Genomic DNA, 15,380 nt, shown 5'->3' on the forward strand with positions numbered 1-15,380 from the left:
AGTAATCGTGGCTACTAATCAATCAACAGATCTTACGCTTTCCGATGCAGCGCTGAATAATGACAGCGGATCGGATGAGCAACAAGAGCAAAAATCAGGCTACTTCAGTGCGCTAAGCGGTGTTGATATGTTGCGCCAGGTTACTCTGGTTATTGCCCTTGCTATTTGTTTAGCAATCGCAATCTTTATTATCATTTGGGCGCGCCAACCAGATATGCGCCCACTTGGTAAATACCCAACAGAAGAACTCGTCGAAACGTTAGACTTTTTAGACCAACAGAAAATTGAATACCAATTAGATGGTAATACCATTTTAGTCGCTGAGTCGGACTATCAAGACATAAAACTACGCATGGCGCGTGACGGTTTTACCCAGTCTCCGAGTTCTGGCACTGATATTCTGATGCAAGATATGGGTTTTGGTGTTAGCCAACGTCTTGAAAGAGAGCGCTTAAAACATAGCCGTGAGCAACAACTTGCGAGAACAATTGAAGAGTTACAAGACGTAAATCGTGCAAAAGTGTTACTTGCAATTCCAAAAGAAAACGTCTTTGCACGTCGCGAGAAAAAACCCTCTGCAACCGTAGTTATTACCCTTAAACGTGGCAAAACGCTTGGCGGCGAAGAAGTTGATTCAATCGTAGACATTGTGGCATCAGCGGTACAAGGCCTAGAGCCTTCACGCGTGACTGTCACCGATCAAAACGGTCGTCTACTCAACTCTGGTTCTCAAGACTCTTTAGCTGCGCGCTCGAGAAAAGAGTATGAAATCGAACGTAAGCGTGAACAAGAATATCTAGAAAAAATTGATAGCATCCTGATCCCAACTGTAGGTCTTGGTAACTTTACCGCGCAGGTTGACTTAACGATGGACTTCAGCGCAGTTGAAGAAACGCAAAAACGTTATAACCCAGATTTACCTGCGGTTCGTAGCGAAACGACGTATGAAGAAAATAATATTGGTGGTTTAGCTGTGGGTATTCCGGGGGCGCTGACTAATCAACCTCCTATAAACTCAAATATCCCAGAGATTGCGGGTCAAGGCGGCAATGGTCAAAGTGCAACACCAAGCAGTAATCAAAAAGAAGCAACCCGTAACTATGAGTTAGATACCACTATTAGCCATAAACGTCAGCAAACTGGGGTTATTCGCCGGATCAGTGTGAGTGTGGCCGTTGACTACCTCGCAAAACCTGATGCTGAAGGTAACATGGCAATGGCGCCGCGTACGCAAGAAGAGTTAAATAACATCCGTCGTTTGCTACAAGGTGGTGTGGGCTTTGATATGCAGCGAGGTGATGCACTAGAGGTAGTGACTGTGCCATTCGTGCGTGAAGACCTCACTGAAATGCAAGAGATACCACTTTGGGAGCAAGATTGGTTCCAAAAGACAATCCGTCTTGCAGCAGGTACCTTAGTGATCATTGTGCTAATCTTAGCGGTAGTAAGACCTATGCTTAAGCGTCTAATTTACCCAGATGATACGCTTGAAGATTTTGATGAAGATGCGTTGACCAGTGGTGTAGATTTAGGTGACAGTACACTCGATATGCTAAATAACGAATTCGATGAGTCTGCGGTTGGCTTCTCTTCTGACGGTAGATTACAATTGCCAGACTTACATGGCGACGAGGACTTACTCAAAGCAGTACGTGCCTTAGTTGCTAACGAACCAGAACTCTCATCACAAGTTGTGAAAGCGTGGTTGACAGAAGATGACTGATCAAGAACAAAAACAATTGCCCGCAGCCTTTGACGTTGACAAGCTAGATGGCGTCGACAAGGCTGCCATCTTACTGCTTAGTTTGACTGAAGAAGATGCGGCTCAGATTTTGAAACACTTAGAGCCGAAGCAAGTGCAAAAGGTCGGTATGGCGATGGCCTCCATGGATGACCTATCTCAGGCTAAAATTGCAGCTGTGCACAATTTGTTTATCGAACAAATTCAAAGTTTTAGTACAATTGGTTTCCAATCGGAAGATTTTATTAAGAAGGCGCTAACCGCAGCACTTGGTGAAGACAAAGCGGCAAGCCTTATTGACCAAATCGTTATGGGCTCTGGTGCAAAAGGGTTGGATTCGTTGAAGTGGATGGACTCGAAGCAAGTTGCCAATATTATCCGCAACGAGCACCCGCAGATCCAAACGATTGTATTGTCTTATCTCGAGCCTGAGCAATCCGCCGAAATTTTGTCTCAGTTTCCTGAGAAAGTACGCTTAGATTTAACAATGCGTATTGCAAACTTAGAAGAAGTACAACCTGCGGCACTGCAAGAACTCAACGAGATCATGGAGAAACAGTTCGCAGGTCAAGCTGGTGCACAAGCAGCGAAAATGGGTGGCTTAAAAGCCGCTGCAGATATCATGAACTACTTGGATACCAATATTGAAGGCCAGTTGATGGATTCAATCCGAGAACATGACGAAGAAATGTCGCAACAAATTCAAGACCTCATGTTCGTGTTTGAAAACTTGATGGATGTCGAAGACCGAGGGATCCAAGCCATACTGCGTGAAGTGCAGCAAGACGTACTGATGAAAGCAATTAAAGGCGCGGACGAATCTTTAAAAGAAAAGATTATGAAGAATATGTCTAAACGTGCTGCTGAGATGATGCAAGATGACCTTGAGGCTATGCCTCCAGTGCGGATCAGTGAAGTCGAAGCTGCACAAAAAGAGATTCTGGCAACGGCTAGACGTTTGGCTGACTCAGGTGAAATTATGCTTGGTGGCGGCGGTGGTGAGGAGTTCCTATAAACCATGGTCGATAAAAAGTTGTATAAAGGCCGCCCTGTCAGCACCGAAGCACTGGATGAGTTATTAGAAAACTGGCCCATTCCAGATGTTACGGATAAGCCTGAAAAATACCGAGGTCGTTCTACGGCCTTCGGTACGCCGTTGGAAGAGTTGTATACTAAGAGAGAGGTGAGCGCAGAACCTGAGCCGCAAGAGCCTGAATTCCCTACTTTGACCATTGAAGAATTAGAGCAGATCCGTCAGGATGCCTACGACGAAGGAATAAAGCAAGGCCACGAACAAGGCTATATTGAAGGCTTTGACAAAGGAGTTTCTGAAGGTAAAGAAGCCGGTTATAAAGAAGGCGTAGAAATAGGTAAAGAAAAGGGACTTGAGGAAGCACAACCTCTCATTGAAGAAAGGATGAAAGCGCTATCCACTATTTTAGATGGCATGCAAACGCCACTGAAAAAGGTTGATGATGAGTGTGAAAAGCAGCTGGTTGTACTCGTCAATTTATTGGCAGAGCAGGTTATTTTTAAAGAGCTCAAGACCACGCCTGAGCTCATTTTAAACGCGTTGAAAAAAGCGATGGACGCGCTGCCTGTCAAAGATCAATCAGTACGCATCCATTTGCACCCCGAAGATTTAGCTTTAGTGCAAGCCATGTACGGCGAGGAACATATACAATCACAGCATTGGCAGTTACTTCCAGAGCCGACGTTGGACAGAGGTGGCTGCGAGGTGAAAACACCACAGTCATCCATTGATATGACGCTTAAAAACCGTATTAGCGAAGTGTTGGAATCATTTTTGCAAGATAGCGGTATAAACCAATAATACTGCACTGTTATCAAGATAAGCGAAGCAATCAAATCAAGATAACGATGCCTTCCTAAGGTAATTGCGAACATGTCGACATCTGCTGCTATGAGCGAGCGCATCAGTAAGTATCAGAAATTTATCAAACCATATGGGGTTGCGGTTGCTGGCAGCCTCACCCGTGTGGTTGGCCTCACCCTTGAAGCTAGGGGGCTAAGTGCTCCCGTCGGCAGTCAATGTAAAATCGAGACGCTGGGCGGCTTTATTGATGCAGAAGTCATCGGTTTCAATCAAGAAACGCTTTATCTTATGCCAAACGACCATATTACAGGCGTCCTCCCTGGAGCGCGAGTGATCCCAAAAGTTAAGGATGCTGGATTACCTGTCGGTATGGGTCTACTTGGCCGTGTAGTTGATGGACTTGGTAGACCACTAGATGGTCTTGGTGCCATTGATGCTGAGAAACACCTGAAATTTGCCGCAGCGCAAATCAACCCACTTGCAAGACGCCCAATCGACTCACCAATGGATGTAGGCGTGCGTGCGATAAATTCGATCGTGACAGTGGGTCAAGGCCAACGTATGGGGCTGTTTGCAGGGAGTGGTGTGGGTAAATCGGTATTGCTTGGCATGATGACACGAGGCAGTGAAGCGGATGTTATTGTCGTTGGCTTGGTTGGTGAACGTGGTCGTGAGGTGAAAGAATTTATCGATGAGATTTTGGGCGTCGAGGGTAGACGCCGCTCCGTAGTGGTTGCCGCTCCCGCCGATGCCTCACCGCTGATGCGCTTAAAAGGCTGTGAGAGTGCTGTGACTATTGCGGAGTATTTTCGCGATCAAGGGTTAAATGTACTGTTGTTACTGGATTCGGTGACGCGCTATGCCATGGCACAACGTGAGATAGCGCTTGCTGTAGGCGAGCCGCCAGCCACAAAAGGGTATCCGCCTTCCGTGTTTGCAAAGCTCCCAGCGTTGGTTGAGCGCGCAGGTAATGGTGGTGAGGGACAAGGCTCAATTACCGCATTTTTTACGGTATTGAGTGAAGGTGATGATATGCAAGACCCTATCGCCGATGCTGCCCGAGCTATTTTGGATGGTCATATTGTGTTATCACGAGAGCTTGCCGATAGTGGTCATTACCCAGCGATAGATATTGAAAAGTCCATCAGTCGAGTCATGCCTCAAGTGGTATCAGAGGCACACATGCAGCAAGCCAGAGTGCTCAAGCAAGTCTATTCAATGTACCAGCAGAATAAAGACATGATCACCTTAGGTGCTTATCAACGTGGCAGTGATCAGATGTTAGATCAGGCGATAAATATGATGCCTGCGGTGAATAACTTCCTTCAGCAAGGCATGAAAGACGTGATCAATTATGACGAGTGTTTACAAGGCCTCGCTAAGCTACTAGGACAAGCATAATGGCAAATAACAAACTGACTTTATTGCTTAAGCTAGAAAAAGACAAAGAAGATAGCCTTCGAGCGAATTTTGTTCAAGCGCAGCAGCACTTAGCAACAAACCAACAACGGTTATCGGGACTAAACGATTTCCGTCTGGAATACAGCATGCAGCTTCATAGTAAAGCACAAGTTGGTCTGTCTAGTGGCGGTTTCAATCAATACCATAACTTTATTAATAAGATTGAGCAGGCTATTGATCAGCAAGCAAAAACGGTCAACACCGCGAAGCAGGTGGTTGAACAACGCCGCAAGCTATGGCTAGCGCAACAGGCTAAAACGAAGGCAATTGAAAAGCTTATCGAGAAGCAAGCTCTCGCGAAGCAAACTCGTCTAGCCAAAGCAGAGCAAAAGATGCTTGATGAGTTTGCAACGAATCAGTTTGTACGAAGAGCGCGTGCTTGGTAAGTTGGCTCGAAATATGCTTCGTAATAATTAGCGTTTTATTATTTAGGTAGTTCACTCGTAAAAGTCACTAATATTCATAGTGTTGGTTTTTAATGGTGTATTACAACGGCAGGACATTGCCACTTTATGAGGTAGCTTTAAGATGAATCTAATGCTTGCATCCATGCTGCAACGAGGCAGTAACGAGGTTGATATTAAAGAAAAATTCCAGGAGACAGATGCTGAGGGTTCTGAGGACAGCTCTGGGTTTAGTGCTTTAATGGCTGAGTTAGCCGAGCAAGAGAGTGCAAACAAGCAGGTAAAAGAGTCTGCAGATCCTGTAACCTCAGAGCTGGATGCGCCAATAGATAGCGAAGTCGCATCAGATGATGCTCCGCAGTCAGACAGTAAAGCACAAGCCTCTTCCTCTAAGCTGCAAGGGGAAGTACCAACTTCTACTGTTAGCTACACTGACAAAGGCTTGGTAGTTGCGGACAAACCGCTTCCTGATCCCCCGGATAATGATTTATATGCTCAGATCAACGCTGCAAAACAGCAGAGCACTTCATTGAGCCAAACCCCAACAGTAATTGCGCAATCAGTCAAAGAAGCATTGGGCAATGCTTCTTTGACTGATGAAGAGGTTGTAGCTAGCGATAGTGCACCATCTCAGGAGCAGCTACAAGACGAAGCCAGTCCACTAACTCGAGGGGGGAAAGGCCAAACTGAAAACGCCGGCACTAAGCCAACCTCGTTATTACAGCAGGCAACTTCTTTGGACAGCCAAGACCCAGAAGGTGAGGTTGCTAAACCTTCGTTATTGAATGACAGTTCAGAAGCTAAAGAACAAACATTACAGCCTAAGTTGCAAAAGGATACTAGCACTCAAGCCTTGGTTACCAATACAAACATAGAAAAACGGGATCCAAGCGCTAATAAGCCAGTCGAGTCTCAAGTTGAAAGTGAGTCTGAAACCGCGCAACAGAAAGGACTCTTAGCCGCTAAGAAATCAGAGCTTGCTCAATCTGTTTCCTCATCTGAAGCTAAGCAATCAGAAACAAAGCAAATCATTTCTGAGGCGAGTACACAAACCGCGAAAGACAAAAACGCAGTAAGTACAAAAAGCACTACAGATGTGCAAACCATGGTAGAAAAGTTGACCGTACAGCAACAACAAGAATTAAAAGCCGTGATGGCTGGCAAGCTGGATATTTATGATGCGTCGCCAAGTGTACAAAAAGCCGTAGCTCAATTAATTGGTAAAGGTGTTGATATCGCAAATGTACAGCAATTTAAAGCATTTGTGCCATCCTCTGTCGTAACACAAACTTCAACAAACACCCCGCAAGAAGCTGCTACGGATGTTAAAGATACTACCCAAGCGTCTTTTAATGTAAATAGCGCGCAAGAAAAGTCTAACAATAGTGAGCAGCAGGCCGTGGTAGTTAAAGAGGGTGAACGTGCTGAAAAAAATATAGCTGTGAATAAATTGACTAGCGATGAAAAGTTAGCTGTAGAGAAGCAAAGTTCAGAAAAACAGAACTTAGAAAAGCAAATAAGTGAAAAGGTAGTTGATAAAGAAAATAGTAAGCTGATGCAAGCGGAAGCAAGCATCGCGAAAGAGGCGGTTAAAAATGAGCGTCAATCGGCGAATACTGCAGCAGCGATACCAAATCAAGTTAAGCCTGAAGCAAGTCCTGTAAGTGTATCGCAAGACACTAGCTCACTAAACCAAACACTGAAAGAAGTTCAGCAAATTCAACAGTCTCAGCCAACAAACCAAAGCACAACACAGACAAAGCAAGCGACAGATGCTAATCTTCAACAGGCGATTAACATAGCACGTCAAGATGCCGCTAAAGAGCTGCATCAACGGGTAGGGTTGATGCTTAACCTTAACAATAAGGAAGCTGAGATTCGCTTAGACCCGCCAGAGCTTGGGGCGATGCAAATTCGAATAAAAAGCGATGCAGAGCAGGCTCAAGTGAATATTGTGGTGCAAAATCAGCAAGCTAAAGAATTACTAGAGCAATCACTGCCAAGACTAAGAGAAATGTTAGCTGAGCAGGGTATTGAACTGGGTGACAGCCAAATATCACATCAGCAAGGTGGAAATACTGAATCAGAGTCGCAAACTGCTGGTGGCAATACGAGTGGACAGCAAACTCTAGGTGATGAATCGGGGGTTTCTGACAATCCACAACCATCACAAAAGAGAAATACTGATTCTGCAATAGATTACTATGCCTAACACCTGCTATTATTGTAATTAATAAAGATCATAAGGGCTTGCTATGGCTGAAGAAACCGACTTAGAAATAGAAGAAACGGGTGGTTCCAAGAAAAAGCTGATTATCATTATTGTCGCTGCGGTATTGGTACTCGGCGGTGTCGCAGGGTTTTTCTTATTTTCAGGCTCAGATGCGCCAGAAGAATCCTTAGCAGAAGAAACGACAGCAAGCGAAGTTAAAGCGGAGCAAGGTAGCGCTGCGCAAATGGGGAGTGCACTGTACGTTGCCATGCCCCGTCCCTTTGTTTTCAATGTACCTGGTGCAAGTCGCGATAGAATTGTGCAAATTAAAGTTCAGCTGCTGGTTCGCGGTGATGTTAATGAAGAAGTAGCAAAGAAGCATATTCCCTTGATTGAAGGTACTTTACTTAGCGTGTTTTCAACGACTACCGCTGATGAGTTAAGCACAAGTGCAGGTAAAGAAACTTTGCGCTTAACGGCGCTAGATAAAGTCCAAGCTGCGATGGAAGGGGTTGAAGGTAGCAAAGTAATCGAGCGTGTGTTGTTTACTGGCTTTGTAATGCAATAAGGTAGTATTTGTGAGCGATTTATTATCCCAAGACGAAATTGATGCGCTACTCCATGGTGTAGATGAAGTCGAAGAAGACGAAATCGGTGATAGTGGTGACGGCGAAGGCGCTGGTGCCTTACAGTATGACTTTTCGTCTCAAGATAGGATTGTGCGTGGGCGGATGCCGACGCTTGAAATCGTTAATGAACGATTTGCCCGCCATATGCGGATAAGCCTTTTCAACATGATGCGCCGCACCGCTGAAGTGTCTATCAATGGTGTGCAAATGCTTAAGTTTGGCGAGTATATTCATACTCTGTTCGTTCCTACCAGCTTGAATATGGTGCGCTTTAGGCCACTAAAAGGTACTGGCCTGATAACCATGGAAGCCCGGTTGGTTTTTATCCTTGTAGACAACTTTTTTGGTGGAGATGGTCGTTATCATGCCAAGATCGAGGGGCGTGAGTTTACACCTACAGAACGTCGTATCGTTCAGATGCTACTTAAGATCATCTTTGAAGATTACAAAGAAGCCTGGGCACCGGTTATGGATGTGTCGTTTGAATATCTTGACTCCGAGGTTAACCCCGCGATGGCGAATATTGTATCGCCAACTGAAGTGGTGGTGATTAGCTCTTTTCATATTGAATTAGATGGTGGAGGGGGCGATTTCCATATTTCATTGCCTTACTCTATGTTGGAACCTATTCGAGAGTTACTCGATGCCGGTGTTCAATCAGATACTGAAGATACCGATCTGCGTTGGAGTAAAGCGCTTCGTGATGAGATTATGGATGTTGAAGTTGAGATTTCCTCCCAGTTGCTGGAAGTGGACTTATCACTTGAGCAAATAATGAAACTTCAAGCTGGTGATGTTATTCCTGTGGAAATGCCAGAGCATGTCACCGTATTTGTAGAAGAGCTGCCAACCTTTAGAGCTAAAATGGGTCGTTCTCGTGACAATGTTGCTTTACAGATCAGTGAAAAAATTAAACGGCCAGAATCAGTGAAGTCTGAGCTTCATGTGTTTACCAAAGGTGGTAAAAAACTCGATTCAGATGCTGAGCTGGCAGAATTAGAAGAAGATCTGCATCTTTCCGAAGGTGTGGATTTAGATTGGTAGTCGTGAGGTTGTACAAGCAACGTCATGAGACTAATTATGGACAACAAATTAACTTAATCAGGTAGTAATCCAATGAGCGATGATCAAGATACTATGGACGAATGGGCGGCAGCACTAGCTGAAGCCGAAGGTGCCGAAGGTGGCAGTGAGCCAGAAGTTGCAGAGTTAGATGAACTCAAAGATTCAGCGCCTGCATTATCGTCAGATGAAAAACGTAAACTCGATACCATTTTAGACATTCCAGTTACCATTTCGATGGAAGTTGGCCGCTCTAAAATTAATATTCGTAACTTATTACAGCTAAATCAGGGCTCTGTTGTTGAGTTGGATCGAGTAGCTGGTGAACCGCTAGATGTACTTGTTAACGGTACGTTGATTGCACACGGTGAAGTAGTTGTAGTAAACGACAAGTTTGGTATTCGCTTAACGGACGTTATTAGTCAGGTTGAGCGTATTAAAAAGCTACGTTAATGCGCTGGGGTTGGTGTGTAGCTTTGTTTAGTACTGCTTGTTACGCGAGTGCTGCCGTTGCAACGACGTCAGGAGTAGTACCTAAGTCTTCTGTAGGGGCAGGTACTGCGGGGTTAAGCTCGGAACTACTCTCCATGGGATTGTCCTTGGTGTTGGTGATCTTACTTATTTTGGGGTTAGCATTTGTGCTGAAGCGTTTAAATCCCAACATTGTAAACCAAAAGGACTTTAAGGTGATCCGCAGTATATCGCTCGGTACGAAAGAGCGTTTGCTGGTTGTAGAGTTGGATGATAAACAGCACTTGCTCGGGGTAACACCAAATAATATCAATTATTTATATCAGCTAGAAACACCACTGGATGATGTTAGCCGAACGCCATTTGCAAACGAGCTACAAAAGTTTTTAACGGGAAAAGGGCAAGTAGCCAATAACCAAAATAAGAAAAGCCATGACTAGATTGCTGATACTCTGTTTATTACTGTTTTCTGGGGTAGCTTCTGCAGAAGGGATAGAAGCAATAAACGTCACAACAAACCCTGATGGCTCTCAAGAGTACTCAGTGACACTTCAAGTGCTCGCCATTATGACGGCGCTGAGTTTTATTCCAGCCGCTGTTATCATGATGACTTCGTTTACTCGAATAATTGTTGTACTTGCGATTTTGAGACAAGCGATTGGTCTACAGCAATCGCCATCGAATCAAATTTTACTCGGTTTATCGTTGTTTTTGACGCTATTTATAATGGCACCTATATTTTCGCAGATAAATGATGAAGCGGTGCAGCCATATATAAAAGAAGAAATCACATCGATCCAAGCACTTGAACGTGCCAAAGAACCCATGAAAGCTTTCATGTTGTCACAAACCCGAATTAAAGACCTGGAAACCTTTGCTAAAATAGCGGGCTATGACAAGCTTGATAGCCCTGAGGATACGCCGTTTATCGTTATTATTCCGGCCTTCGTTACATCTGAGCTGCAAACGGCTTTTATTATCGGCTTTATGTTCTTTATTCCATTTTTGATAGTCGACTTAGTTGTAGCCAGTGTCTTGATGGCCATGGGTATGATGATGTTATCGCCAATGATAGTTTCCTTGCCGTTTAAGATTATGCTTTTTGTGCTCGTCGACGGTTGGAGTTTGGTCATGGGGACACTGGCCAGAAGCTTCGGATTGGGGGTGTAATGTGGAACCAGAAGTCTTTGTCGATATCTTAAGTGATGCATTGTTTTTAGTCATCAAGCTGGTGGCGGCGATTGTAGTACCTGGGCTTCTAGTTGGTTTAGTTGTTGCTGTGTTTCAAGCTGCAACATCAATTAACGAGCAAACATTAAGCTTTTTACCGCGTTTAATTATCACGATTCTGGCCCTTATTTTTGGTGGCCATTGGTTAACTCAAGAACTGATGGACTATTTTAACCTCGTGGTTATGCGAATTCCTGAAATCGCAGGTTAGCCATGGAGTTCACCTTTGCGGTAATCATGCAGTGGCTAAGTGATTTTTTACTTCCACTGGTGCGGATAAGCTCAATGATAATGGTAATGGCGGGGCTTGGGGCACAAAGTGTGCCGGCTCGAATTAAGTTTGCGCTCGCTGTGGTCGTCACTTTTGCCGTGGTGCCCGTTTTGCCCAAATCAGAATTTACCGATTTGTTCTCCTTTTCGATGATTTTGGTTGTTATTCAAGAAATGATGACCGGAGTCGCAATTGGTTTTGGCTCTCTGTTGCTTTTAAATACTTTTATCATTGCGGGTCAAATCCTTGCTATGCAAACAGGTCTTGGTTTCGCATCTGTTGTTGACCCTGCCAATGGATTAAGTGTCCCAGCAGTTGGTCAGTTCTATTTAATATTAGCGACATTACTGTTTTTTGTTTATAACGGTCACCTGATGATGATACAAATGGTAGTGTATAGCTTCGAAAGCTTTCCCATTGCAGGTAATTGGTGGGTGGTAGATAATTTTTGGAGAATCGTTAATTGGGGGGGCTGGATGTTTTCTACGGCACTGGCTCTTGCATTAGCTCCATTAACGGCAATGTTGGTTATCAATATCTCGTTTGGGATCATGACCAGAGCTGCACCTCAGATGAATATTTTCTCTGTAGGGTTTGCTTTTACGCTGGTTGCAGGTCTTACCATTATTTGGGCGACACTGGGTAACTTCTTAGCACAATTTGAGTTTCAATGGCTCAAAATGACGGAGCTGATGTGCGATCTAATTGGTTGTACGGTTTAGGAGTTTGAAATGGCAGAAGATTCAGGTCAAGAACGCACCGAAGAACCCACCTCCAAGAAGATAAGTGATGCGAGGAGTAAAGGCCAGGTAGCCCGTTCAAAGGAGTTGGGGACTACGTTTGTCTTGTTGTTTTCTGCTATCGCTTTACTGATGTATGGTCCTGGTATAGGGAAGGCGCTTTACAACGTGATGGGGCGAATGTTGTCGCTTAATCGCAATGAAACCTACGATACAACCAAAATGTTTGCTGTGTGGGGGGATATTGGCGCTGAGCTGTTATTCCCAATGGCTATGTTCGTTTTTATTATCGCAATTGCTGGAATAGTGGGGAATACGTTACTCGGTGGCTTTAACTTTTCTTGGCAAGCGGCCGCACCTAAAGCAAGTAAAATGTCACCTATGAAGGGACTGAAGCGAATGTTGGGCCCACAAGCGGCCATTGAGTTATTGAAGTCAGTTCTTAAGTTTGTATTGGTAGCAGGTTTTGCAATCTTGCTTATCAATATGTATTTTAATGAAATATTGCACTTGAGTATTGAACAAATCCCATCGAGTATAGAGCATGCGTTAGAAATCATTGCGTGGATGTTCTTAGCACTTAGTTGCACCATGATCATTATTTCAGCGATTGATGCCCCTTATCAAAGCTACAATCACCATAAACAGCTTAAAATGACGCTACAAGAAGTCAAGGATGAATATAAAAACTCAGAAGGTGATCCGCAAATAAAAGCGCGGATCCGCCGCACGCAAAGAGAAATGTCGCAACGACGTATGATGCAAGATGTACCAGATGCAGATGTTGTTGTGACCAACCCTACTCACTATTCGGTTGCGCTTAAATACGATACTGAACGAGCGGGGGCGCCTGTTGTTATCGCAAAAGGGGTTGATGAGCTTGCGATGCAAATTAGAAAAATAGCTAAAGGAAATGAAGTACCGATTGTGGAGTCACCTGTATTGACTCGTTCACTTTATCATACAACCGAAGTAGGTGATCAAATCCCTGAACAATTGTTTACCGCGGTTGCACAGGTACTTGCTTATGTATTTCAGCTGAATCGTTTCCAAAAGGGTAAAGGGAAAAGACCTGTTGCACTTACTCGAGATTTACCAATCCCAGACGATTTAAAGCACTAAAATTGCTCTTATAAAAATAAGCTATTAATTGGAACGCATATTGCATTTGTTGCTATGTGTCAATTTTTTGCTTGTGTTAAGTTATGGAATTTAAAGCGGTTTTACAACAACTCAATCGAGATAAAAAAGAATATGCTAAAGGTGTGGGTACTCCATTGTTGGTGCTTGCAGCACTTGGCATGGTTATTCTGCCGCTACCTCCTTTTTTGCTTGATATTCTATTTTCCTTCAACATTGCATTGGCACTTGTGGTGCTATTGGTGACTGTTTATACCTTGAAGCCACTCGAATTTGGTATGTTTCCGGCGGTACTACTGATCGCGACTATCATGCGATTGGCATTAAACGTAGCGAGTACTCGAGTCGTATTACTTGAAGGTCATAATGGTGGTGATGCGGCAGGTAAGGTGATCGAAGCCTTTGGTAGCGTTGTTATTGGTGGTAACTACGCCGTCGGTTTAGTTGTATTCCTTATCCTTATTATTATTAACTTTGTTGTAATTACCAAAGGTGCAGGTCGTATTTCTGAGGTGTCTGCGCGTTTCACCCTCGATGCTATGCCGGGTAAGCAAATGGCTATTGATGCGGATTTAAATGCCGGTTTTATCTCTGCAGATGACGCTCGGGCTCGCCGTGAAGAAGTGACTCGAGAAGCCGATTTTTACGGTTCAATGGACGGTGCAAGTAAATTCGTTAAAGGTGATGCTATCGCAGGTATTGTGATCCTTGCTATTAATATAATAGGTGGCCTTTTCGTTGGGATGATCCAGCATGATTTAAGCTTTGGTCACGCGATGGAAGTTTATACCATGCTGACGATTGGTGACGGTCTGGTCGCGCAAATTCCTTCTCTTTTACTCTCAATTGGTACTGCAATTGTAGTAACGCGTCAAAATGAATCGCACAACATGGGCGATCAGTTTAAAAACCAACTGGGTAATGAAAAATCGCTGGCTATTGCTTCAGGTATTTTGATCACCATGGGACTCGTTCCTGGCATGCCACATGTTGCCTTCTTAGGGTTAGGTGTATTACTTGGCTATATAGCCTATTACACAAGTCAGCAAAAGAAAAAGGCGGAAATCGAAAAGGCGGAACAAGCTGCCAAAGGACCTGCTGCCAAAGGAGGCCATCAACAAGATCAAAAAGAGCTTGGTTGGGATGATGTACAACCTGTTGATGTGATTGGTTTAGAGGTAGGTTATCGCCTAATCCCTCTAGTTGACCAAGCCCAAGGCGGGGAGCTTCTCAGTCGTATTAAAGGGGTGCGTAAAAAGCTATCTCAGGAACTGGGCTTTTTAGTACCGCCGGTACATATTCGCGATAACCTAGAATTAGATCCAAATGCATACAATATTACTTTAATGGGAGTTGGCTCAGGAACCGGTGAGTTGAAGCATGGCGATGAGCTCGCAATTAACCCAGGGCAGGTGTTTGGGCCGATTAAAGGCATAGAGACTAAAGATCCTGCATTTGGCTTAGATGCAGTATGGATTAAACCAGATCAAAAAGATGAAGCGCATTCACTTGGCTATACAGTAGTAGATGCTGCAACTGTGGTGGCAACACACATTAGTCAATTATTGACGAATAATGCGTCACTATTGCTTGGTCATGAAGAAGTTCAAAATCTATTAGACATGCTTGCGAAAAGTCACCCTAGATTAGTTGAAGGCTTAGTGCCTGATATTTTACCACTCACTACCGTAGTAAAAGTACTACAAAATCTGCTTAATGAAGGCGTTGCAATTCGAGATATGCGCTCGATTGTACAAACCTTAGTTGAGTACGGACCACGTAGCCAAGACCCTGATGTATTAACGGCTGCGGTAAGAATTTCATTACGCAGATTGATTGTTCAAGATGCCGTTGGAAGCGAAGAAGAGATTCCTGTCATAACATTGGCGCCTGAGTTGGAACAGATGTTGCATCAGTCACTTCAGAACGCAGGTGATGAGGGGGCAGGTATTGAACCTGGCTTGGCTGAGAGGCTTCAAGAATCATTAAGAGAAGCACATCACAACCAAGAAATGCTAGGGGAGCCGTCCATCTTATTAACCTCAGGTATGTTAAGAAGTGTACTGTCTCGATTTGTTAAACATACAATTCCAGGTCTTCGAGTGATGTCATATCAAGAAGTGCCGGAAGAAAGACAAATTAAGATAGTGAGCTCGGTTGGACAATAGAGGATAAAGGGGCT

15 protein-coding genes are annotated in these 15,380 nt (G+C 44.2%); all 15 read left to right on the plus strand.

The features are described from left to right. The first annotated feature begins 4 nt into the window (after positions 1–4). The 15 genes from fliF (at position 5) to flhA (ending at position 15,366) form a co-directional block, all read left to right on the plus strand. Positions 5–1,723, plus strand: a complete 1,719-nt coding sequence (fliF, locus tag DS891_RS00835) for a flagellar basal-body MS-ring/collar protein FliF (protein WP_130126591.1) — start codon at positions 5–7, stop codon at positions 1,721–1,723. Continuing rightward, complete coding sequence (gene fliG, locus DS891_RS00840; RefSeq protein ID WP_010369151.1) at positions 1,716–2,756, plus strand: flagellar motor switch protein FliG; 1,041 nt, start codon at positions 1,716–1,718, stop codon at positions 2,754–2,756. The genes fliF and fliG overlap by 8 nt, the downstream gene beginning before the upstream one ends. A gap of 3 nt (positions 2,757–2,759) precedes the next feature. Further along, positions 2,760–3,575 (plus strand): flagellar assembly protein FliH, encoded by an 816-nt coding sequence (gene fliH / locus DS891_RS00845; RefSeq protein ID WP_102056485.1) that lies wholly within the window; start codon positions 2,760–2,762, stop codon positions 3,573–3,575. 72 nt (positions 3,576–3,647) lie between these two features. Then, positions 3,648–4,979: a flagellar protein export ATPase FliI gene (gene fliI / locus DS891_RS00850; RefSeq protein ID WP_102056486.1), complete on the plus strand. Its 1,332-nt coding sequence runs from the start codon at positions 3,648–3,650 to the stop codon at positions 4,977–4,979. Then, positions 4,979–5,425, plus strand: coding sequence for a flagellar export protein FliJ (fliJ, locus tag DS891_RS00855; protein WP_174168554.1), 447 nt, complete (start codon positions 4,979–4,981; stop codon positions 5,423–5,425). The genes fliI and fliJ overlap by 1 nt, the downstream gene beginning before the upstream one ends. A gap of 142 nt (positions 5,426–5,567) precedes the next feature. Then, on the plus strand, positions 5,568–7,655 hold the full coding sequence (locus tag DS891_RS00860; RefSeq protein ID WP_174168555.1) for a flagellar hook-length control protein FliK: 2,088 nt from the start codon (positions 5,568–5,570) through the stop codon (positions 7,653–7,655). A gap of 43 nt (positions 7,656–7,698) precedes the next feature. Then, positions 7,699–8,223, plus strand: coding sequence for a flagellar basal body-associated protein FliL (fliL, locus tag DS891_RS00865; protein ID WP_010606360.1), 525 nt, complete (start codon positions 7,699–7,701; stop codon positions 8,221–8,223). Between the two features lie 10 nt (positions 8,224–8,233). Beyond that, positions 8,234–9,328 (plus strand): flagellar motor switch protein FliM, encoded by a 1,095-nt coding sequence (fliM, locus tag DS891_RS00870; RefSeq protein ID WP_010606361.1) that lies wholly within the window; start codon positions 8,234–8,236, stop codon positions 9,326–9,328. Between the two features lie 72 nt (positions 9,329–9,400). After that, entirely contained in the window at positions 9,401–9,799 is a 399-nt protein-coding gene (gene fliN / locus DS891_RS00875) for a flagellar motor switch protein FliN (protein ID WP_010369124.1), read from the plus strand. Next, a complete protein-coding gene (gene fliO / locus DS891_RS00880) occupies positions 9,799–10,257 on the plus strand; it encodes a flagellar biosynthetic protein FliO (protein WP_174168556.1) in 459 nt (152 codons plus the stop codon). The genes fliN and fliO overlap by 1 nt, the downstream gene beginning before the upstream one ends. Continuing rightward, positions 10,250–10,987: a flagellar type III secretion system pore protein FliP gene (gene fliP / locus DS891_RS00885; RefSeq protein WP_010606364.1), complete on the plus strand. Its 738-nt coding sequence runs from the start codon at positions 10,250–10,252 to the stop codon at positions 10,985–10,987. Before fliO ends, fliP begins: the two co-directional genes overlap by 8 nt. Before the next feature lies 1 nt (position 10,988). Then, positions 10,989–11,258, plus strand: coding sequence for a flagellar biosynthesis protein FliQ (fliQ, locus tag DS891_RS00890; protein ID WP_010369116.1), 270 nt, complete (start codon positions 10,989–10,991; stop codon positions 11,256–11,258). A 2-nt stretch (positions 11,259–11,260) separates the two neighbouring features. Beyond that, positions 11,261–12,040 carry a flagellar biosynthetic protein FliR gene (gene fliR, locus DS891_RS00895; protein WP_010606365.1) on the plus strand — a complete coding sequence of 260 codons (780 nt, stop codon included), beginning with the start codon at positions 11,261–11,263 and terminating at the stop codon, positions 12,038–12,040. A 9-nt stretch (positions 12,041–12,049) separates the two neighbouring features. Further along, positions 12,050–13,180: a flagellar biosynthesis protein FlhB gene (gene flhB / locus DS891_RS00900; RefSeq protein ID WP_174168557.1), complete on the plus strand. Its 1,131-nt coding sequence runs from the start codon at positions 12,050–12,052 to the stop codon at positions 13,178–13,180. Between the two features lie 83 nt (positions 13,181–13,263). After that, positions 13,264–15,366 carry a flagellar biosynthesis protein FlhA gene (gene flhA / locus DS891_RS00905; protein ID WP_039492505.1) on the plus strand — a complete coding sequence of 701 codons (2,103 nt, stop codon included), beginning with the start codon at positions 13,264–13,266 and terminating at the stop codon, positions 15,364–15,366. Positions 15,367–15,380: the final 14 nt, after the last annotated feature.

The sequence above is a fragment of the Pseudoalteromonas sp. JC28 genome (assembly GCF_013319255.1).
Taxonomy (GTDB): domain Bacteria; phylum Pseudomonadota; class Gammaproteobacteria; order Enterobacterales; family Alteromonadaceae; genus Pseudoalteromonas.